The 20,294-nt window shown below is 64.2% G+C and carries 15 protein-coding genes; 6 read left to right on the top strand and 9 right to left on the bottom strand.

All coding sequences use genetic code 11. The annotated features are described in order from the left end of the window. Positions 1 to 57: 57 nt before the first annotated feature. On the top strand, positions 58 to 519 hold the full coding sequence (locus AC1DE1_RS00760; RefSeq protein ID WP_441602839.1) for a hypothetical protein: 462 nt from the start codon (positions 58 to 60) through the stop codon (positions 517 to 519). 66 nt (positions 520 to 585) lie between these two features. Here AC1DE1_RS00760 and AC1DE1_RS00755 read toward each other — a convergent pair whose 3' ends face one another. The 4 genes from AC1DE1_RS00755 to AC1DE1_RS00740 form a co-directional block, all read right to left on the bottom strand. Beyond that, positions 586 to 2,166, bottom strand: coding sequence for a tryptophan halogenase family protein (locus tag AC1DE1_RS00755; RefSeq protein WP_441602838.1), 1,581 nt, complete (start codon positions 2,164 to 2,166; stop codon positions 586 to 588). A gap of 201 nt (positions 2,167 to 2,367) precedes the next feature. Further along, positions 2,368 to 4,809, bottom strand: coding sequence for a TonB-dependent receptor (locus AC1DE1_RS00750; RefSeq protein WP_441602837.1), 2,442 nt, complete (start codon positions 4,807 to 4,809; stop codon positions 2,368 to 2,370). Between the two features lie 368 nt (positions 4,810 to 5,177). Further along, the gene (locus AC1DE1_RS00745) at positions 5,178 to 7,631 is read right to left on the bottom strand and encodes a glycoside hydrolase family 3 protein (RefSeq protein ID WP_441602836.1); all 2,454 of its coding nucleotides are present in this window, start codon (positions 7,629 to 7,631) and stop codon (positions 5,178 to 5,180) included. A gap of 395 nt (positions 7,632 to 8,026) precedes the next feature. Continuing rightward, the gene (locus AC1DE1_RS00740; RefSeq protein WP_441602835.1) at positions 8,027 to 9,040 is read right to left on the bottom strand and encodes a LacI family DNA-binding transcriptional regulator; all 1,014 of its coding nucleotides are present in this window, start codon (positions 9,038 to 9,040) and stop codon (positions 8,027 to 8,029) included. Between the two features lie 304 nt (positions 9,041 to 9,344). On the opposite strand from AC1DE1_RS00740, the gene AC1DE1_RS00735 reads away from it, so the two are divergent. After that, a complete protein-coding gene (locus AC1DE1_RS00735) occupies positions 9,345 to 9,833 on the top strand; it encodes a hypothetical protein (protein ID WP_441602834.1) in 489 nt (162 codons plus the stop codon). Between the two features lie 70 nt (positions 9,834 to 9,903). Next, entirely contained in the window at positions 9,904 to 10,599 is a 696-nt protein-coding gene (locus AC1DE1_RS00730; protein WP_441602833.1) for a dienelactone hydrolase family protein, read from the top strand. 22 nt (positions 10,600 to 10,621) lie between these two features. Here the strand turns inward: AC1DE1_RS00730 and AC1DE1_RS00725 are convergent, their stop codons facing one another. Further along, positions 10,622 to 11,470, bottom strand: a complete 849-nt coding sequence (locus tag AC1DE1_RS00725; RefSeq protein WP_441602832.1) for a LysR family transcriptional regulator — start codon at positions 11,468 to 11,470, stop codon at positions 10,622 to 10,624. A 166-nt stretch (positions 11,471 to 11,636) separates the two neighbouring features. Between AC1DE1_RS00725 and AC1DE1_RS00720 the strand changes: the two genes are divergently transcribed. Beyond that, complete coding sequence (locus AC1DE1_RS00720) at positions 11,637 to 12,416, top strand: alpha/beta hydrolase (RefSeq protein ID WP_441602831.1); 780 nt, start codon at positions 11,637 to 11,639, stop codon at positions 12,414 to 12,416. Between the two features lie 66 nt (positions 12,417 to 12,482). Here AC1DE1_RS00720 and AC1DE1_RS00715 read toward each other — a convergent pair whose 3' ends face one another. Further along, a complete protein-coding gene (locus tag AC1DE1_RS00715) occupies positions 12,483 to 13,667 on the bottom strand; it encodes an alpha/beta fold hydrolase (RefSeq protein WP_441602830.1) in 1,185 nt (394 codons plus the stop codon). 304 nt (positions 13,668 to 13,971) lie between these two features. Between AC1DE1_RS00715 and AC1DE1_RS00710 the strand changes: the two genes are divergently transcribed. Both AC1DE1_RS00710 and AC1DE1_RS00705 read left to right on the top strand, forming a co-directional pair. Next, a complete protein-coding gene (locus AC1DE1_RS00710) occupies positions 13,972 to 15,093 on the top strand; it encodes a hypothetical protein (RefSeq protein WP_441611441.1) in 1,122 nt (373 codons plus the stop codon). 182 nt (positions 15,094 to 15,275) lie between these two features. After that, positions 15,276 to 15,920, top strand: coding sequence for a hypothetical protein (locus tag AC1DE1_RS00705; RefSeq protein ID WP_441602828.1), 645 nt, complete (start codon positions 15,276 to 15,278; stop codon positions 15,918 to 15,920). A 52-nt stretch (positions 15,921 to 15,972) separates the two neighbouring features. Here the strand turns inward: AC1DE1_RS00705 and AC1DE1_RS00700 are convergent, their stop codons facing one another. From AC1DE1_RS00700 to AC1DE1_RS00690, 3 genes are all read right to left on the bottom strand, one after another. Next, the gene (locus tag AC1DE1_RS00700) at positions 15,973 to 17,622 is read right to left on the bottom strand and encodes a M20/M25/M40 family metallo-hydrolase (protein ID WP_441602827.1); all 1,650 of its coding nucleotides are present in this window, start codon (positions 17,620 to 17,622) and stop codon (positions 15,973 to 15,975) included. A gap of 120 nt (positions 17,623 to 17,742) precedes the next feature. After that, the gene (locus AC1DE1_RS00695) at positions 17,743 to 18,717 is read right to left on the bottom strand and encodes a glycoside hydrolase family 43 protein (RefSeq protein WP_441602826.1); all 975 of its coding nucleotides are present in this window, start codon (positions 18,715 to 18,717) and stop codon (positions 17,743 to 17,745) included. Beyond that, positions 18,714 to 20,291, bottom strand: coding sequence for an exo-alpha-sialidase (locus AC1DE1_RS00690; RefSeq protein WP_441602825.1), 1,578 nt, complete (start codon positions 20,289 to 20,291; stop codon positions 18,714 to 18,716). Before AC1DE1_RS00690 ends, AC1DE1_RS00695 begins: the two co-directional genes overlap by 4 nt. Positions 20,292 to 20,294 lie beyond the last annotated feature (3 nt).

The following is a 20,294-nucleotide window of genomic DNA, read 5'->3' as shown; positions in this document are numbered from 1 at the left end:
GCCTGCGCAAGCGGGGGCGCTGAATAATGCGGCCACTTTCCTACCCGAGGGGGCCGCATGAAGTTGCTTTGCAAGCGCATGATGTTGACGACCAGCCTGGCCGTGTTGTTGCCGTTGGCTGCCCACGCCGATATGCCGGGTCGCCACCCTGCCTACCTGCACGCGCTGTCCGATCTGCGTGCGGCACGCTGGATGCTCTCGCATCGTCCGGGCGATGCTGCGGTGAGCAGCCAGGAAGATATCGCCATCTCGGAGATCGACCGCGCGATGGGCGAGATCAAGCACGCCGCCTATGACGACGGCAAGAACCTGGACGATCACCCGTCGGTCGACATGGGCACGGACCAGCCGGGCCGCCTGCATCAGGCTGCACAGCTGCTGGCCAAGGTGCACAACGATATCGATCGCGAAGAAGACGATCCGCAGTCGCGCGAACTCAAGCATCGCGCCCTGATGCACGTGGACCAGGCCCAGGCGGCCGTGGACCACGCGATCGGCGATATTCACTACGGGCGTTGAGCCGCCGCATGCCAGCGCTTCATCGAGGCGCTGGCGTGCTTGCATTGAGCGCGGAGGTCAGCGGCGCTACGCCACTGCGTTCTCGACACCCGCCCGTTCGCGAAACTCCTTGCACATCTGCTCCACCAGGGCGCGATGATCGGGCAGATCGTGCAAGGCCTGTGATGCGGCCACCTGGATATTGCGAAATTCCTGCCGCGCCTCGTCGACGCGCGGATACAGGTTGCGCATGGGCAACAGGTCCGTCTTGAATTCCATGCCATAGAGCACGTACTGCCAGCTGGAGACCAGGAACATCTCCAGGTCGCTGACAAAGTCCAGCCGATGCGGCGGCCGATGCTTCCACTGCGCCAGCTTGTCCTGCAGCGTGTCGGGAATGCTCACCGGATCGGCGTTGTCGATCCAGAACTTCGAGTCGCGACGCTGGCTTAGGCAATAGTGCATCTTGATGAAATCGATGATGCGGTCGTAGCGCGCGATCATCATCTCGTTGAAGTGGCGCGCGGCCTGCTCCATCGTGTCGGTATCGCTCGGCAGCAAATGCGTGAGCAGATAGGTCGCCAACTCGATCAGCGCAATGCCGGTGGATTCCAGCGGCTCCACAAAGCCGCCGGCAAGTCCCACCGCCACGCAGTTCTTGCGCCAGTGCTCCGGCCGATAGCCGGTTTCAAATTTGATATGGAAGGCCTTCAGGCCCTCTGCGACCGGACCAAGATAGTTCCGGAACACCGCCTCCGCTCGCTCCACGTCGGTGTGCCGCGAGGAATACACATAACCTGCGCCGCGCCGCTTCTGCAGGCCGATATCCCAGATCCAGCCCGCTTCTTGCGCGGTGGAAATCGTATACGACGGAATCGGCGAATCCGGCTGCGCATAAGGCACCTGGATGGCCACCGCGCGATCGGCGAACAGCACGTCGGCGCGGCTGCGGAACGGCGACTGCATGACGTTGCCGATCAACATGCCCTTGAGGCCGGTGCAATCCACGTAGAGGTCGGCGGTGAGTTCGCCCAGTTCCTTGGTCACCACGCGCGCAATGGCGCCGTGCTCGTCGAGCTCCGCGCGCTCTACCGTGGCCACATGGCGCTGCACGCCCAACGCTTCCTGGCCATGCTCGGCCAGCACGCGCGCGAAGCAGGCCGCATCGAAATGGAACGCGTGGTTCAACGGACCCTGGTAATCGGGGTCCTTGAGGCGCTTGGGGCCCTTGCCGTGATCGACCAGGGCGCTCTGCATCGATACCGCATCGGCGAACGGCACGCCTTCCGGCGCCACGCCGAGCAGCCAATACGGCAGCAGCTCCGGACCACCGGGACGCTGGCTCGGTGCATTGAAAGGATGGAAGAAATGATCCGCACCGGGCGTGCCCGGCGGGCGCACCCAATGGCGGTAGTGAATGCCTTGCTTGTACGTCGCCGTCGCGCCGACCAGGAAGCGACGCTCGTCCAGGCCGATGGCGGCAAGCGTGCCGCGAATGGAGGGAAACGTCGCCTCGCCCACGCCGAGCAGACCGATATCCGGCGATTCCACCAGATGCACCTGCACGCCATGGGGATCGACTGCATTCACCGCCTTGGCGAGATAGCACGCGGCCAGCCAGCCGGCGGTGCCACCGCCGACGATCAGCACTTTCTTCAGACGAGCCATGGGATCTCCCGGCTGGCGGGCAGGCCAGCGCGCTGCGGCAATGCATCCGCAGACGATAGTAAGAAAGAACTGCCGGGCCGCCCCACGCGGGCCCGGCAAAAAAGCCATTCAAGGGGAGAGGCGGCGATGCTCCCCGGAGCATCGCCTATAGAACGGCAAACCATCGGCGGCGCGTATGTCATGGGGCCGCCCCGAACTTCATCAGAACCACACGCCCAGCTGCACACCGTAGGTGCGCGGCGCCAGGTACTGCGATACGTACTGCAGCGAACCATCAGACATCAGGAAGCGACCGGCACTGGTGCGGACCTTTCCGTCGGAGATGTTCTGCACGTACGCGTTGACCCACCACTTGTCGCCCGGCTCGGTGTAGCGCAGCGAGAGGTCGCCGCGCGTATACGCCTTCTGCTGGTCGCCGGAGCCGAGGTTGAAGTAACTCAGCCACTGCGAGCTCTGGTACTGCGCGCTGACGCGCGGCGTGAGTCGACCGCCGTTGCCCAGATGGAAGTCATGCTCGTAGATCGCGGTGAGCGAGACATTGGGCGCGTGCGGCAGATCGTTGCCGGTGACGTTTGCGCAGTTGGCCAGGTTGGACGCCGGCGGACAGGCGGGCAGGCCCTGGTAATCGTTGCTGCCTGCGTAGACCAGCGTGCCGAGCTCCTTCTTCGGAATGGCCGAGAAGATCAGGTTGGCGCGATCGTCCTTGGTCTGGTACGCCAGCTCCGATTCGATCCCGAACACCTTGGTGCTGCCGCCCACGTTGGAGAAGCCCAGGCCATGGTTGCCGTCGGGATAGACAATGGGCGCGGACAGCTGGAAGTTCTTGAAGTCTTCGTAATAGACGGCCGAGTTCCAGGTCATGCGGCCATCGAGGAAGCTGAACTTGCTGCCGATCTCATAGTTGGTCAGCGTCTCGGGCTTGTACAGCGTGCCCGCGTCCTGCGTGCCGCCGGACTTGTAGCCGGTGGACACGCTGGCGTACAGCAGGCCGTTGGCGCCGACATCGGTATCCACGCGCACCAGCCAGGTCGGCTTGCTCTTGCTGTACTTGGCCGTGTTCCGCTGCGAAATGCTGAAGCCGTTGGACGGATCCGGATACACGCCCGGGGAGATCGGCAGCTGCGGCACATTGGGATCGTAGTTCCAGCCCCAGTTGATGCCGCCCTTGTTTTCCTTGTCGTCATGCGACCAGCGCGCACCACCGGTGAGGCGCCAGTGATCGGTCATGTGCCAGGTGGCCTGGCCGAACAAGGCGTACGACTCCACCGTTTCCTTCGGCTGGATGAAGGAGCCCTGCCAGTTCACGGAACCGTACTTGGTGCCGTTCATGATGGGGATGTCGAAGCGGATGTTGTTGTCTTCGTAGCCGTAGTACGCGCCCACGATCCAGTCCACGGTCTGCGGGCCGGTCGACTTCAGGTCCACTTCCTGGCTCCAGCTTTCGTAGTTGGAGTAGTTGGTGCGGTCGTCCTGGTACACGCCGTTGGTGGTGAAGCTGGTGGGCACGCTGACACCGACGTCCTGGTCGAAGTCGCTCTTGCCCGAGTAGCGGTTGTAGCCGGCGATGTAGCTCAGCTCCATGCCATCGTTGATGTTCCAGTCCATGCGGCTGCGCACCGTCTTGGACGTGCGGTCCAGGTACGGCGCCGTGTCGATCAGCGCGGACCAGAACTCCTGGCCCTGGCGCGGCGTCTGCATCAGGCTCAGATCCGGCGTGCCGCGATCGAGGAAGTACTCGTAGGAGAGGTTCCACTTGAACGTATCGCTGGGCTGCCACAAGGCACTCACGCGCGCGGCGGACTGATCCTGCGAGTTGTACTTCTTGCCGCCCTGCACGTACTGGCTGGGGTCGATCGGCTTGAAGTTGGCCAGCGTGCCGCCCGATGCGGGCGAGGCCAGATACGCCTGCTGCTGCTGCGCCACGCTGGGCAGCTCGGTGGACGGATTCTGGTAGTCGACGTAACCGTCGTGCTGCTCGTGCACCACCGCTACGCGCATGGCGAAGGTACTGCTGATCGGCAGATTGAATGCGCCGCGCGCGCCCAACTCGTTGAAGTTGCCCGCTTCCACCTGCGCATTGCCGTAGAAGCCCGCAGCGATATCGGGTTTGGCCGTCTGGAAGCTGATGGCGCCGGCGGTGGAGTTGCGACCCCACAGCGTGCCCTGCGGACCGCGCAGCACTTCCACGCCATCCATGTCCAGCAGCAGGCCGGAGGCAGCTTCCGCACGCGGCGCGTACACGCCGTCGACGAAGGTGGCGACTTCAGGATCGGCGTATTCGGTTTTCGCGCTGTCGTTGCCGATACCGCGCAAGGTCAGCGTGACCACGCCGTGGTCGCCCTGGCTGGTGCCCTGCAGGCCCGGCACCAGCTTGGTGAGATCCTGCACGGTCATGACGCGCTCTTTGTCGAGCGTGTCGGGCGTGATGGCGCTGACTGCGACGGGCGTTTTCTGCAGCAGCGTCTCGCTCTTGGTCGCGCTCACCGAAATCGCATCGAGCTGCTTCACCTTGCGCTCGCCCGGCGGCGTGGCGTTTTGCGAAGACGCGCTCTGCGGCGCTGCATCCTGATCCGCCGCCAGCACTGCGCCAGGCGCGAGTACCAGGGACATGGCGATGTACAACGCCGAATAGCGCAACTTCATTTGGCTTCCCCTCAATTCATTCGGATTGTTGTTCGTCACCGCCCTCGACGGCGACTGGTTTGATGTCATCCCCGATGACAGCGCTGTCATTTAGATTGATGACAGCGCTGTCATGCGGATCATAGACCGGTTCCCCGGCAGAAGCTTGACGCGCGGCAGCAAGTTAAAGATTCCCCCGGAACCCTTGCTGTAGCTCGTTTTCGCCTTTCAAGCGAACCGCCTTGATGCCGGTTTTGATGCAAGAGCAAATCGTCATTCAGCCATCCGTGGCGCGTTATCGCTGACACATCCCTTCCTTCAAACCCTTCTTGAGGCGGCCTGGGCTGACCTCGCAAACCTCTGCGGGCCCGCCGTTCGCCTCGCTTCCCTTACTTGACGCAATCGACCACCTGATCGACGTCCGTGCCGAGGGCCACGCGTGAAATCGCCAGCCTGGTGCCCTTGCCGGCGCCCCACGCAAACGGCTGATCGATGTGATGCATGTCGGCGCCAGCGGCCCGGAAACACTTCAACGGCACGCCGACGCGCGTCCACTGGCCCGGCGGCAATGTCGCCAGTGTCTTGGCCAACGGCACGTGGCCTTCGCAATGCGCACCGCAGCCCATGCCGACCCATGCGTTTTGCGCCGGCATCGCATCGACACGCAGCGTCGTCACCAGCAGCACGTCGCCATTGGTTTCGCGATCGAGATCGAGCGGCGTGCGCGCGTGGATCGCCAGCTGGGCGTTGTCGCTGTTCCAGCTGAAGAGGCGCGCATCCTCCTGCGCCTTGTAATCGAGTGCGGCCATATGCAGCGCGCCGTCCGGCGTCGTTGCCGGCGACACATCGCCAGTCATCGATGCGCCTTGGCCGTCCACCAGGGTGAAGCGATAGCCGTGCACGGCCTTGCCGCGATCGAGATAATTGCCGATCGGAATCTGCTCGCCGCTGATGCCCGACACTTCGGAGAGCCTGGGCACCGCCGCGCGATCGGCATAGGTGAGCCCGTAACCCAACGCGAACTGCGGCTTGCCCTGCCCCACCATGGCCGTGCCCGGCCACGCATAGGCCAGCTTGCCGTGGAAGTCGTTGGCGATTCCGCCGTCGCGCTTGCGCAGCAGCACATCGGCGATGCCGCCGCCTTCGCTGCCCGGCAGCCACGCCGCGACAAAGGCGTCGGCCGCATTGATCTCGCGATTCACCCATAGCGGACGGCCAGTGAGGAATACCGCCACCACCGGGATGTGTTGCGCGCGCAGCTGGCGGATCAATTCAAGCTCGTGATCATCGCCGGGATGGAACATCAGGTTGGGGATGTCACCCTGGAATTCGGCATAAGGGTCCTCGCCGAACACCACCACAGCCACATCCGGCCTGGCTTTGAAATGGCCGTCCGTTTCGATTTCGACCGAGCCGCCCGCGGCCTTCACCTGCTCCGCGAAACCGGCGCCGATCGACTGCGCACCGGGGAAGTTTTCATTCTTCAGCCCCGTGCCCTGCCAGTTGAGCGTCCAGCCGCCGCTCTGGCGCGAAATGTTGTCCGCGCCATCACCAGCGATGAGGATGTGCTTGCGCGGATCGAGCGGCAGCACGCCGCCGTTGTTCTTCAGCAGCACCAGCGACTCGCGCACCGCGCGGCGCGCGATGGCGCGATGGGCGGGACTGCCCACGATTTCTGCGGCCTTCTGCGCGACCGGCTGCGTCGACGGCGCACCCGCATCGAACAGGCCGGCGCGGAACTTCACGCGCAGGATCCGCGCCACCGCATCGTCCAGTCGCGCCTGCGGGATCACGCCGGACTTCACCTCGGCCAGCGTGTGCTCGACCAGGCCGCGCCAGCTGTCGGGTGCCATCAGCATGTCCAGGCCGGCGTTGAACGAAGCCGGACAATCGTCGTTCGCGCAACCGGGCACCTGGCCGTGCGAATTCCAGTCGCCCACCACCAGGCCCTGGAAATCCATGCGCTGCTTGAGCACGTCGGTGATCAGCGCCTTGTTGCCGGACATCTTGCTGCCGTTCCAGCTGGAGAACGAAGCCATCACCGTCTGCACGCCGGCATCGATGGCGGGCGGATAGCCAGCAGCGTGGAGATCACGCAGCGTCGCCTCGCTGATTTGCGCGTCGCCCTGGTCCTTGCCGTTCCTGGTGCCGCCGTCGCCGACGAAATGCTTGGCCGAGGCAAGCACATGCGAGCCGTCGAGAAACTGCGGCGTGCCGACCTTGCCCTGCAGGCCTTCCACCATCGCCGTGGCGTACTGCGCGACCAGCTTGGGATCCTGCGAATAGCCTTCGTAGGCGCGGCCCCAGCGCACATCCTGCGGTACGGCAAGGGTCGGCGCGAAACTCCAGTTGATACCGGTGGCGCGCACTTCAGCCGCGGTGGCCTCGCCGATCTGACGGATCAGTTCCGGATCGTGCGCGTTGCCCAGCGCGGAGTTTTGCGGGAACAGCGTCGCGCCCACGACGTTGTTGTGGCCGTGCACGGCGTCGATGCCAAACAGCAGCGGGATCGGCGCATGCGCGCTGCCGCTGGGCTGCATCGACGCGCGATAGAACTCGTCCGACAAGGCCTGCCATTGCGCGACCGTGGCGGTGAGCTGCGCGTTGGGCTTGGAATTGCCGCCGGCGAGGATCGCGCCAAGGTGGTACTTGCGCACATCGTCCGGCGTCACGCTGAGGATGTCGGCCTGGACCAGCTGGCCGACTTTTTCCTCCACCGTCATCTTCGCCAGCAGGGCGGCAACGCGCTGTTCGAGCGCCGCATCCTTGGGCAAGGGCCAGCTGGCACGCGGCCAGCTGTCGGGGTGCACGGTGGACGCGTCGTCGGCGGATGCGACACCCATGGCGCAGGCCAGGGCCACGGCAAGAACGGTCGGAACACAAGGCAAACGACGAACGGAAGCCCGCACGGCTCTCTCCAGCAGACAGGGGGGATGGCTCCCCCTCGGAGCCAGTCGGTCCGGAGACTGACAGAAATGACAGCGCTGTCAATTTGCGATGCAGCAAGCTGGGGCGAGGGCCGCGAGGATGCCTCATGGCTGCCTTTTCTCTTTTAAAGCAGGGTGTTATGGGAAGATGGGGCGCTTGCCGCGCAAAAGGACCCGTTGAGGGAGGCCCGTCGCGCACAGGGTGCGCTCCCACAAGTGTGCCGGCCTGTTCCTCTGTGGGAGCGCACCCTGTGCGCGACTMAGGCCGCCTCGGACCAAGGCCGGAGCGGCGGTAAGCGAGTCCGAAGTCCTTAAGGCGCCTTCGACGTGGATTCGCGCAGCTGGAGCGCATACGGCACCTGCACCAGCAGCCCATCCCCCCGACCACGCAGCACTTCCATCAACTGCAGCGCGGCCAGCTTGCCCATGTCGCGGCTGGGCTGGCGCACGGTGGTCAGCGGCGGCCACAACTGGGTGGCCAGCGGCGTGTCGTCGAAGCCGCAGACGGAGAGATCGCGCGGCACTTTCAGTCCACGCTCGTTGGCCGCCCACATCACGCCGGCGGCCATATCGTCGTTCGCGGCAAAAATCGCCGTGGGCTGCTCGGGCAACGCAAACAACTCGCGCGCAGCCAGCACGCCCGAGCCGAATGAAAACTCGCCCTGCACCACGTATTGCGGATCGAACGGCAAGCCCGCGGTGGCGAGCGCTTCCTTGTAGCCGGCCATGCGCCAGCGGCTGGCGCCGTGATTGGCGATGCCCACGATGTGCGCAATGCGCCGGTGACCCAGTTCCACCAGGTGCATCACCAGGGCTTTGGCCGCCTGCTGCTCGTCCATGCACACGCCGATGGACGCTTCGCGATGCACCGGCGAGATGCTCGAATGCGGCACGCCGTGCTCCTTCAGGCGCTGCAGCAGCGGTGCGTAGTCGGTGAGCGGCGGCGTCATGATCACGCCTTCGATGTGGTGATCGAACACCAGCGCATCGACGCGGCGGATGAAATCCTGCCCGCGCATGCGCAGGGGGCAGGCCATCATGCTGTAGCGGTGGGCATCGCAGGCGTCGAGCACGCCGTCCTGCACCTCGGCCAGATAGGTCGAGGCCGGGTTGTCGTTGTTGTCATAAAGCATCGCCACCAGGAACGAGCGGCTGCCGGCCAGGCCACGTGCCGCCGGGCTGGGTCGGTAGTTCATGGACTCCATCGCCGCCAGCACCTTCTGGCGGGTGGATTCCTTCACCGAAGATTCTTCGTTGAGAACGCGGGAAACCGTTTTTGGCGAGACACCTGTGGCGCGTGCTACATCTTCGAGGCGGACCCGCATGACTTCTCCCAACGGCGAACTGCTGCTGCCCGACCAATATGCCCCCTGCGCCCGGCGGTTTACAAGAACTGGCGTGCCACGCGGGCGCTGTCACCTGCGTTTCACAACACGCCTCGATGCAGCGCGCCCACCCACAGAAGGATTGAGGCCAGGCCGGCCACAGGCGCATAGTGGGCAGCGGGTGGCCAGGGGACCGCCCGAGTAACCAAGCGCAACACAACAGCCGATGGCGGCATCGCGATGCATCGCCCCTGCGCGAGCCGTGCCCACGTTAGTTTCCGCGACACCACCACGGAGCGCCTTGATGAATACACCACTGGGTTGGCTTACCGCTTTCCACACGCTGATCAGTCTCGTCGCAACCATCGTCGGCCTCTGGGCCATTCGCGACCTGATGGTCGGCCGCTATCGCTCAGGCGCCATCACGAGCTTCCTCTGGACGGCAGTCATTACCAGCGTCACCGGGTTCTTCTTTCCCTTTCATGGCGTCACGCCGGCCATCGTGGTGGGGGTGATTGCCCTGATCGTGCTGGCCTGGACGGTCATGGCGCGACGCTCGATTGGCCGCTCCGGCTTCTGGACGGCGCAATTTCCCATCGGCATCGTGATCAGCGAGTACTTCCTGATGTTTGTACTGGTCGCGCAGATTTTCGCGAAGTGGCCAGTGTTGAACGCGCTGGCGCCGGACCTAAAGCAGAAGCTGTTTGGCGCCACCGAACTGGTGGTGTTGATTGTCTTCATCGTGGTCGCCGTGCGCGCCACCAAATCCTTCAGGGTGCGCGCGGTGGCCTGAGGCCGCTCCATCCTGCAGGGTCTGCCACGTCGCCCGCTGGCACAGGGGCGACACATCCCCGGAGTACGTCATGGGCGAGTACCACACTCTTTCGACGGCCGACGGCAGCTTTCGGCTCTACATCGACTATCCCGATCAGACACCCGCACCAGCGGTGGTGGTGCTGCAGGAAATCTTCGGCATCAACAACGACCTGCGCCAGTCCTGCCGCGAACTGGCGGAACAGGGTTTCATCGCCATCTGCCCGGACCTGTTCTGGCGCCAGGAGCCGGGGCTCGACTTGAACGAATGGTCCGAACAGGACTGGAAAAAAGGCTTCGCGCTGTATGAAGCGTATGACTTCGACGCCGGTGAGCGCGATGTCGAGGCGGTGGTCGCCGCCGCACGCAAGCTGGAGGGCGCCAACGGCAAAGTCGGCGTGATGGGCTACTGCCTCGGTGGCCTGATGACTTACCTCACCGCCGCGCGATCAAGCATCGACGCGGGCGTGGAGTACTACGGCGGCGGCACTGAGAAATACCTGGCCGAGGCGCCGGCGATCAAGGCACCGCTGATGATGCACCTGGGCGAGGAAGACGAATTCATATCCAAGGACGCGCAGGCCAAGATCAAGGCGGCGTTTTCGAACAAGAGCAACGTGACGATCTACAGCTATCCCGGTTGCAGCCACGCGTTTGCGCGGCATACCGGAACGCACTACGACGCTGACGCCGCCAGGCTGGCGAACGGACGCACCTACGAATTCTTCCACCAGCATCTCGCCTGAAGCCAGGCGCGCGAAGGAGCGCTCAAAGCTCCTTCGCCGCGTCCGCGAGCACGTGTTCCAACGCCTGCGCGGCCTGCGAGATCGATGACTGCCGGTCGATCACGTATTCGAGCACGCCAAGCGATGGAAGATCCTCGGCCAGCGGCACGATGCCCTCGGGCATGGCATAGCCGGTGAATGCCGACACGCCCAGGCCGGCCATCACCGCGGCCTGGATCACCATGATGCTGCTGCTCACCACGGCGATGCGGTACGAACGATCTGCCGACTTCAAGGCCTCGAACATGCGCGTCCGCGAAATGCTGGGTTCGGGATGGACGGCCAAAGGCAAGACGGCCTCATCGCCACGCACCGGCGATGACGCACCGGTGCACCAGTGCAAGGGCTCGCTCTTCACCACGTAACCACGCTGGCTGCCGCTGAGGCGCTTGGCAAACACCAGGTCGTGCTTGTTCTCGTCGAGCTCGCGGAACAGATCGCCGCTAAGGCCCGTGCGTATCACCAGTTCCACTTCCGGATTGCGCCTCACGAAGCTGCCCAGCGCGCCGGTCAGCCGCGACGATGCGAAGTCTTCCGGAAGACCCAGGCGCACCGTGCCGTTCAACGGCGGGCCGCACACCGTGGTCATCGCCTCGTCCATCAGATCGAGAATCCGCACGGCGTAGCGATGCAGCGACTCGCCGTGGCGCGACACCCGCACATTGCGCGTATCGCGTTCGAACAAGGGTACGCCGACCAGGTCCTCCAGGCGCCGAATATGTTGGCTGACCGTGGATTGTGACAGGCACAGCTGCTCGGACGCCGCGGTGAAGCTGGCGGTCTGCGCTACGACGACAAAGCTGCGAAGGAGTTCGGTGGGTAACGGTCTCATCGCAAAAACCTCTCAATCGTCGCTGGATTCTTCATAAATCAACGCCTTCGCCTGGGCTAGGCTGTGTCCATCCGGGAAACATGCCGCTCGCACCCGGCCATGACCGCAACGTTTTCGATGGCATACCGACGCCATCACCCCACTTCCCTGTCGAGAGGTTATCCCCGTGAACAAGCGCTTCTTCCACCCCAACATCCTGGCCGCAGCCTTGCTGTTTGGCACCCTTGCCGCCGGCCCCGCACTGGCCGCCGAACCCGTGCACAACATCGTCCTCGTGCATGGCGCATGGGTCAACGGCAGTGGCTGGAAACCCGTCTATGACATCCTCGTGAAAGATGGCTACCACGTCTCCGTCGCCGAACATCCGCTCACATCATTCAACGACGATGTGACAGCCGTGAAACGCATCGTGGACATGCAGGATGGCCCCACCATTCTCGTGGGTCACAGTTATGGCGGCGCGCTGGTCACCGACGTGGGCAACGACGCGAACGTGGTTGGCCTGGTCTATATCGCCGCCCATGCGCTCGACCAGGGCGAAACCGAAGTAGCCAATGGCAAGAAGTTCCCCAGCGCTACCAGTCAAACGACCGACATCAAGAAGACCGCCGACGGCTTCCTCTATCTCGACCCGGCCCATTACCCCGCCGACTTCGCTGCCGATCTGCCGCTGCAGCAGGCGCAGTTCGAAGCGAACTCGCAGGAACTGACCGCGGCTTCCGTGTTTGCAGCGCCTGCTGGCCATCCTGCATGGAAGGACAAGCCCAGCTGGTACGCCGTGGCCACAGCCGATCGCATCATCAATCCGGACCTGGAGCGCATGTACGCCAAGCGCGCCGGCAGCCATACCATCGAAGTGCAAGGCGCCAGCCACTCGGTCTACGAGTCGCACCCGAAGGAAGTGGCGGCGTTGATCGAGGATGCGGCCAAGCACGCCGGTACCTGATTCGATCTATGCAGAGTGACCGAGGCGTCGTGCAGACCATGCACGACGCCTCGGTCGTTTTCGTGCTCAGCGGTCGCGGGTCACTTCCGCCGGCGCCGCATCACCCACCTTCTGCGCCAGCGGCAGCGCATCGCTCACCAGGTGCATGAGGAAGCGGCCGGGCTGCTCCTGCATCATCATGTGCGCCGAGTCGGCAAAGATCACCAGGTGCTTGGACGGCGCCTTGAGATCGCCAAACCATTTTTCGGCGGTTTCGTGCGGCGTGGTGTAGTCGTGCGCGCCCGCATACACGATCACCGGCAATTTGAAGTCCGTGACCTGATCGAAGTTCACGTCCAGCAGCGGATCGAGCAGGTGGTTGAGCGAGAACAGGCTGCCCTTGTCGATCGCATCGAGGTCTTGGCGGTTGTAATCGGGTGAGAGCTCTTCCGCGTCCACGTCGAACTGGAAATCCTTGCGGCCCCAGGCCAGGCCGCCGTAGTACATCTCCCATTTGCCGCGCACACCGATGCGGTCGATGGTGAGCTTGGTATCGCCCGGATACGGTCCGATCGATGCCAGTTCCGCGATGGCCTTGGTGTTGTTCTCGGCCTTGGCCCGGCCCAGCGCGTAGTTGTAGCCAATCGCTTCATTGCGACGGCCGTTCACCACCTGTCCCACCGAGATATACGCGTAGAACCAATCCGGATGCAGCTGCGCGAGATGCACGCCGAGCACGGTGCCCCAGGAGTGGCCGAGCAGGAAGATCTTCTTCTTGTTGTAGTGCTCGCGCAGGTATTGGGCCACCTGCGCGGCGTCGTCGGTCATGCCGTCCACCGTCATGCCCGGTGCCATCGCCGCTTCGGTGTTCGCGCGATACGTCTTGCCGGAGCCGCGTTGATCCCATTGCACGACGGTGAAGTAATCCTCCCACGGCGTCTGGAAGGTGTAGCCCTCGGGCATCGCCGGCGAGGCCGGGCCACCGTGCAGGAACAACAGGATGGGGTTGCGGCGATCCTTGCCGCGCACCGAGATCCACTGGTCGATGCCGTTGATGTGCAGCTTGATCTTTTCGTCGATGCCTTGCGGCGTCAAGATCATGCGATTGCTGTCGAGGATGCGGCGCACTTCGTCGCGCGAAATCATCGATGGGTCCGCCTTGGTCGCGGATGCCGCCGGCTTGGCCGGTGCATCGTCGGCGCGGACGCGATCGACGGGCGCGCCGATCGCGAGCAACAACGTGGCGAACAGGGATGCACGCAAGATATTCAAGTCAGCTCTCCTGGCTGGTGTGATTGGCTTTCCGCCGGGCCCCTCGCCCGAACGGGTACGGTCTGACTGCCTGGGGCATGCCGTCATGGGGACATCAGCAAACGGCGTGCCAAACCACGAAGCATCACAGATCAGTGACTTGCGCACGCTACGCGCGCCCGCGGCCGCGTCCGCGGACAAACACGCGGACGTCCGGCCGTGTCCGCCCCATCCCGGCACGTGGCAGTACCGCCTTACCTCCTCTTCACTCGCGAGACATCCGCCTTGAAGCACACTTGCCGACCTCTGTCGCAGGATCAGCCGCGTGCCAGCCGTTCAAGTTCAACGCCATGCCGGCGCTCGATGCCGCCGTTCGCTCTATTTGGCCAGCACGCTGCTGACGAGCCTCTTCGCGGTGCAGGCGCATGGTGAATCTCCGTCGCGCAATGGATCGCAGAGTTCGGCCAGCGAACAGCTTGCCGTGCAGGTCAACGACGATCGCATGACCATCTCGGTGGCGAAGGTGCCACAGGTCTATCTGTATGGACCCATCGATGCCGGCGCCGCGCAGCGCGTGCAGGCCATGATCCAGTCGCGCAGGATCCCGCCCAACAGCGACATCTATCTCAACTCACCCGGCGGCGACGTGGCTGCGGGCATGGCGCTGGGTCGTCTGTTTCGCGCCGGCAACATGACCACCCACCTGGGTTCGCCGCGCAAGACCGCGCGCCAGCCCATCGTGCCGAAATCCTCGCAATGCGTGAACGCCTGTGTCTATGCCTATGCGGGCGGACTCTTTCGCTGGGCGCCGACGGGCAGCGATCGCTTTGGCGCGCAGCCGCTGCCAGGCACGGTTACGCCCGGTAGCGATGCTGCGGCGTACCTGAAGGACATGGGCGTGAATCCGCAGGTGTTCGGCACCTCGCCCGGCGGCGAAGTGACGTGGCTCAATGCCGATCAAATGCTGGCCAACGGTCTATCCAACAATGGGCGCTTGTTGCCCACGGCGGTCAACAGCCCGGTCAGCAGTGTCGCCTCGATCTCGCTCACGCAGGTGACGCGTGAAGGCGAGCATCGCATCACTCTGCAGTGCCGCCCCGATGGCCTCACCATCACCGCGTATTACGCCATCGGCGCCGACCGCGCCCGGCAGATGGTCGCGCGCGCCAGCCGTTCGTACTTCGAGATCAACGATCAGCCCATCAACAGCAGCGACCGCGTCAGCGCATCGGCCGTCGAGCAATCGGTGGTGGTCAGCCAGCCCTTGGCGCTCGCGCAACTCAACCAGTTGCTGTCCGCGCATCTGATGGCCGCATGGCTGGCCGATCGTGGCGGCGCGGTGCGCTACGGTTTCTGGATGGCGCTCGATCCGGTGCGCAACGATCTGCGTACCTACGGCAACAATTGCGAGTATCTGGCCAAACAGGCAGGCGCGAAGAAAAGCTGAGCGCTCGCATCGGCGGACGTCCGCACCGCGTCCGCGGACAGTGCTCCCGCATCGATCCATTCGTGGCGATGGCCGTGCCAGGCGATGTGCGAGCCGCATGAACCGTGGCACGCTTGTTGCCACACCACCTGCAGCGGGACGATGTCCTGCCCTGATCCCGACACGGAACGAAGAGGTGAGTCATGTGGAAAACGATGGCAACGCTGTCGCTCGCGCTGGCCTGCGCGCTGCCGGCGCTCGCAGCGGAACCGCAGCGTACGGTGAGCGGCAGCACCGTCACCTCGACGCACGATCCGAAGATACGCGTCGATCTGCCAGCCACCGCGACCTACGTGGGTTCGGATCGCTGGATGCTGCTGGGCTTCGACGATTGCGAGATGCACGTCTTCGTGGACGCCGGACCCGACAAGCGCATCCAGCGCCTGTACTGGGTGCAATTTGAGGCTTACATACCCGAACGCCCTGAACTGCACCACGACTACTCCGGCTCGCGCCATATCACCATCAACGGCCTGGACTTCTATCTCGACACTTGGGTGCAAAGCGCCGAACAGCCGGCCGAGAAGGACTCCGATGGCGACCATCAGCGTCGCCTGCTCGCCGCCAAGGGCTATCAGCGGCCAGCCAATGCCATGTATGTGCGCCTCGTGCATCTTCCCGATGACCAGAAGCGCAAGGAGCTGATGGTGATCTATGGCGAGGATCTCGCCCCTACCGGTTTCACCGCAGCGCAACTGGGTGAGCACGGTACGGCGCACGATCGTTGGCCGGCGATCGAAAAGGCCTTGATCGCTCGCGCGCAACAACGCGTGTCGTTCAGCCCGTAAACGAAAACACCCCGGCGCGCCGGGGTGTTTTCATCGCGGGTATGGCGATAGCTCAGGGCGACTTGTCGCTGCCCGGATGCGACACAAAGCGCGGCGGCGTGGCCTCGTTGGCGAACTGCCAGGTGCTCAGGTAAGCCAGTTTGAGGATCTTGGCCATCTTCGGATAGTCGATCTTCTCGGCCGTATCGCTGGGGTGGTGATAGTCCGGATGGAAGCCGGTGAACCACCAGAACGCGGGCACATTGTGCAGCACGAAGGGGAACTGGTCGGAGCGGAAGAACACGTTCAAGGCGTATTCGTGATCGAAGCGATCGTCCAGCACCAGGCCCACGTCCCCATTGGCCTTGGCCACCGTACGCTGGTAGTCCGGGCTGTACGCGGCACCGATCAGGTTGAGGCGATTGCTGGTATCGGCGGGAATCTCGATCAGGCCGTCGGTCTGCGGGCTGGGCTTCTCGTCGCGGCCGATCATGTCGAAGTTGATCATCGCGCGCGTGGTGTCGAGAGGACGCAGCGGGTGCGCGGCGAGATAGTACGCGCCGAGCAGGCCACGTTCTTCAGCGGCAAACACCGCGAACAGGATCGAACGCCTGGGCTTGGTCGGGTTGGCGGCGAAGGCACGGGCGAGCGTCACCACACCGACTGTCCCCGACGCGTTGTCGTCGGCGCCGTGCCAGATCTTGTCGCCGGCCTGGCCGTCGTGATCGTGGTGGGCGCTGATGATGATGGTCTCGGGCGCCAGCTTCGGATCGCTGCCTTCGATCAATCCCACCGCATTCCAGGTAGTCGCTTCACGGCGCGAGCTGTTCTTCAGGTGCAGGCTGATGGTGGTATCGGGCAGGGCTTGCGAGCGCGGCTTGAGGTCGCCATCAATGCCGGACTGCAGTGCCTTGGCTGTGTTGCCACTGGTGCTCAGCAGCGCGTCCTCGACCTCGGCGGAGATCACCATGCTAGGGATATGGACCGGGCTGTCCGCCAGCGCCTGGGCGGGAATCGGGTTCGCCGCGTGCTCAGCCTGGTGGCCGATGCGCTTGCGCACCTCCAGCTGCGAGGGATGGTTATGCGAGGGCTCCGGCGCCAGCAGCACCGCCACCGCGCCGTGCTCCTGCGCATTCAACACCTTCACGTAGCCGGTCGCGTAGCGCGTATTGCCGGTGCCATTGAAGATCGACTTCGGATCGGTCTCCTGCGGCTCGTGATCGAACACCACGACGACCTTGCCCTTCACGTCGAGGCCGGCGTAGTCGTCATAACCCAGCTCCGGCGCGGTGATGCCGTAGCCGGCAAACACCACGGGCGCGGAGACGTCCTGATCGGTGGGAAAGGCGCCGGAGACTTCCGGATCCTTCCATTCGGTCTCCTTGCCGGCACGCTTGAGCGTCAGGCGCGTGGCCTTGCCATCAGGGCGATACTCGATCAACGGCACGGCCTGCAGAAAACTCGGCTGGCCTTGCGCATCGGTCGCCGCAGGCTTCAAGCCGGCCTTGGCAAATTCCGAGGCGATCCACTGCACCGACGCATCGTCACCCGGCTGCAGCGAGAGACGCCCTTGCAGGGCATCCGACGCCAGGAAGCTGATATCCGCACGCAAGTCGCCCGGGCGGATCTGTGCAAGGCCAGGCTGCTCCGGTGCGGGAACCGCGGCCAGCGCGGTGGTGGTCAGACTCGCGGCTAGCGCGAAAGCGAGAAACGTGCGGGACATGGACGCTCCAGTGGCGCGGACGGCATCGTCCGGGGGGTGTGGACTGGGAGGGTGCCACGCCCGCCGGGATCGATCAAACCAGACCAACGTCGGATCGCGCCCTGCCCCGCACGGTCCAACTCAGTTTTCGCGACCGCCCATGAAGTCCGGCTCGCCATTGGCCTTCCAGTGGAACGGCATGATGTAAGGCGCGCGGCGTGCAGTGCACTTCCAGTCCGCGCCGCCATTGGCGTGGAAGATGATCCAGTCCTGCTTGCCGTCCTGCGATTTGAAGAAGCCATTGTGCCCCGGCGCATAGAAGCCTCGCGCCGGCGAACTGGCGAGCGCCTGCGTGGGCGATTTGCGCCATGACGCAGGGTCGAGCAGGTTGGCGTCTGCGGCGGCGCTCAGCAGGCCCAGCGAATAGCCGTCCGACCAGCACGCGCTGGCGGAATAGGTGAGGAACACCTGCCCGCGCGGACCTTCGATGAACTCCGGCGCCTCCAGGATCTTGCGGCCGCCCTGCATCTCCCATGCATAAGTGGGATGGGCGATATCCACTTGCGGCTCGCCCAGCGTCCACGGATTGCTCATTGGCGCGATGATCAGGTCGCTGTGATCGTCGACATAGGCGGAATAGACAAAGTAGCGCTTGCCGGCATGATCGAACACGGTGCCGTCGATGCCGGTGAGATGCGTCTTGAGCATGCCTTTGTCGATCCACTCGCCCTGGGTGGGATCGCTCGACGCATTCTCCAGCACCCACACGTGGCGATGCGCGTCGTCGTCATGCGCCTTGTCGGACGCTGAGTAATACAGGTACCACTTGCCGTCCAGGTAATGCAGCTCGGGCGCCCAGATCGAATGGGAGTTGGGACCTTCGGCCGGCGGACGCCACACCACCACCGGCGTGGCATCGGCCAGATGCGCCATGTCGGTGGTCTTGCGCAGCGAGATGCGGTTGCCTTCGGTGCTCGTGTAGTAATAGACGCCGTCGCGCTGCGCTACCCACGGGTCGGGCCCGGACGGCAGCAGCGCATGCATGGTGGCCGGCGGCTGCGCATGCGAGGCCGCGATCAGCAACATGCCAGCGATGGCGGCGAACGTGCGCTTCACGGCTGACCCGCCGTGGCGGCATCGCCGTCGATCTGCAGATAGTCGACGTCGACCACGTGGGCGCCGCCGTCCACGTCGATGGTGTTGAACCCGGGCAACAAGGACGCCGAGATGTTCTCGAGCAGCCAGCCGTCATCCGTCTTGGTGAGGTTGGCATTGGCAAGACGCGCACCATTGACGACGATCGCAGGCTGCGCCGCCAGTCCGAGATCGGCGTAGCGCACACGCAGCGCGTGTTCGCCGCCCGTACTGTTGACCACGAAGCGCAGGCGACCTTCGGGACCCGCACTCAGGCGCGCCTTGCGGAAACTGGACGCCTTTCGATCCGGCACGGAGACCGCGCCGGTGAACTGCGCGTCTTCGGCTTCGTAGCGATTGAAGTTCAACTTCGCCGTGTTGAACAGGATTTCGTTGTGCTTGACACTGGTCGGCGCCTCGGGCGACGACGAGGTGGTGACATGCAGCATGCGGCCGTCATCACGCAGCAGCAGTGCCTGCGTCCAACCCGCATGGATATTGCCGGTGCGCTTTTGTACCGGTGCACGTACTTCCCACCATGGGCCGCGACCGGAAGCGTTGTTCCAGTACAGCGAGCGGCCGCCTTCATCCGCACCGCCGCCGCCGCGTTCCGCGGACACCACAATGACGCCTTCGGGACCGCCCAGCGGGAACCACTGAACCACGGGACACGCGGCGGGCCAGAAGCCCGAGAGCGTCATCACCGGTTCGCCGTGGCGTTGCGGATCGCCCCAGTCCAGTCCGTCGCGACTGAACTTGATGAACACCTGGCCATTCCTGGGCCCATCGATGTTCTCGTACGTCATGGCATAGCGATGGTCGCCCAGGCGCGTGACGATGGCCATGCCGGGGCGCTCCACGCCACCGGGTATCGCCACATCCAGCACTTCCTTGCCCCAATGCTTGCCGCCGTCGTCGGAGACCTTGTGTCCCAGCGCCTGGTTATAACCCTCGGCCTTGTGCTGCTCGGTGGAGTAATAGGCCACCATGCGGCCGTCGTCGAGCACGTGGATATTGGATTCCCACACGCCCTTGTTGTCCTTGTCCTCCGGCCGCCCGCCGCCCTTGATGATGGAGCTGCGGTAATGCCAGGTCTTGCCGGCATCGGTGGAGGTATACATTTGCAGGTCTTCTTCGTTCACCCTGCCCTGCGCATCGTTGCCGGTGGCGTTGGCCGAGAGCACCAGCGTGCCTGCCGGCAGATCGCCGCTCGCGCGCTGCAGTTCAGTGATATGCGGTTGCCAGCGCAGCTGCCAGTTCTTGTCCTTGCTGTGCGTCTGATCGGCGACATTCATGAGGAAGCGCCAATGATCGCCACCGTCGCGGCTTTCCCACAGCGGAATGCCGTTCATACCGTCCTGTTCGAACGCCATCAGCAGGCGTCCCTTGTCTTCCGGCGAACCGTGCTCGATGCGCGTGATCGACACATAGCCCGAAGCGTCCGCCAGATGCGTGCCCACGGCGGGTTCAGGAGCATCCTGAGCGGTCGCACGGGTGGACAGCAACGTGGCGATGCAAACGGCCAGCGTGGACAAACCTAACGTCAAGCGAGTCATGCA

The sequence above is a fragment of the Dyella sp. 05T440 genome (assembly GCF_056395965.1).
The sequence above is the reverse complement of the archived record's forward strand: the minus strand, read 5'-3'. Positions and strand labels throughout refer to the sequence as shown.

What these genes read in the sequence shown, in the direction of transcription:
- AC1DE1_RS00760 (WP_441602839.1), top strand. Translation starts at nt 58, where the DNA reads ATGAAGTTGCTTTGCAAGCGCATGATGTTGACGACCAGCCTGGCCGTG.
- AC1DE1_RS00755 (WP_441602838.1), bottom strand. Translation starts at nt 2,166, where the DNA reads ATGGCTCGTCTGAAGAAAGTGCTGATCGTCGGCGGTGGCACCGCCGGC.
- AC1DE1_RS00750 (WP_441602837.1), bottom strand. Translation starts at nt 4,809, where the DNA reads ATGAAGTTGCGCTATTCGGCGTTGTACATCGCCATGTCCCTGGTACTC.
- AC1DE1_RS00745 (WP_441602836.1), bottom strand. Translation starts at nt 7,631, where the DNA reads ATGGGTGTCGCATCCGCCGACGACGCGTCCACCGTGCACCCCGACAGC.
- AC1DE1_RS00740 (WP_441602835.1), bottom strand. Translation starts at nt 9,040, where the DNA reads ATGCGGGTCCGCCTCGAAGATGTAGCACGCGCCACAGGTGTCTCGCCA.
- AC1DE1_RS00735 (WP_441602834.1), top strand. Translation starts at nt 9,345, where the DNA reads ATGAATACACCACTGGGTTGGCTTACCGCTTTCCACACGCTGATCAGT.
- AC1DE1_RS00730 (WP_441602833.1), top strand. Translation starts at nt 9,904, where the DNA reads ATGGGCGAGTACCACACTCTTTCGACGGCCGACGGCAGCTTTCGGCTC.
- AC1DE1_RS00725 (WP_441602832.1), bottom strand. Translation starts at nt 11,470, where the DNA reads ATGAGACCGTTACCCACCGAACTCCTTCGCAGCTTTGTCGTCGTAGCG.
- AC1DE1_RS00705 (WP_441602828.1), top strand. Translation starts at nt 15,276, where the DNA reads ATGTGGAAAACGATGGCAACGCTGTCGCTCGCGCTGGCCTGCGCGCTG.
- AC1DE1_RS00700 (WP_441602827.1), bottom strand. Translation starts at nt 17,622, where the DNA reads ATGTCCCGCACGTTTCTCGCTTTCGCGCTAGCCGCGAGTCTGACCACC.
- AC1DE1_RS00690 (WP_441602825.1), bottom strand. Translation starts at nt 20,291, where the DNA reads ATGACTCGCTTGACGTTAGGTTTGTCCACGCTGGCCGTTTGCATCGCC.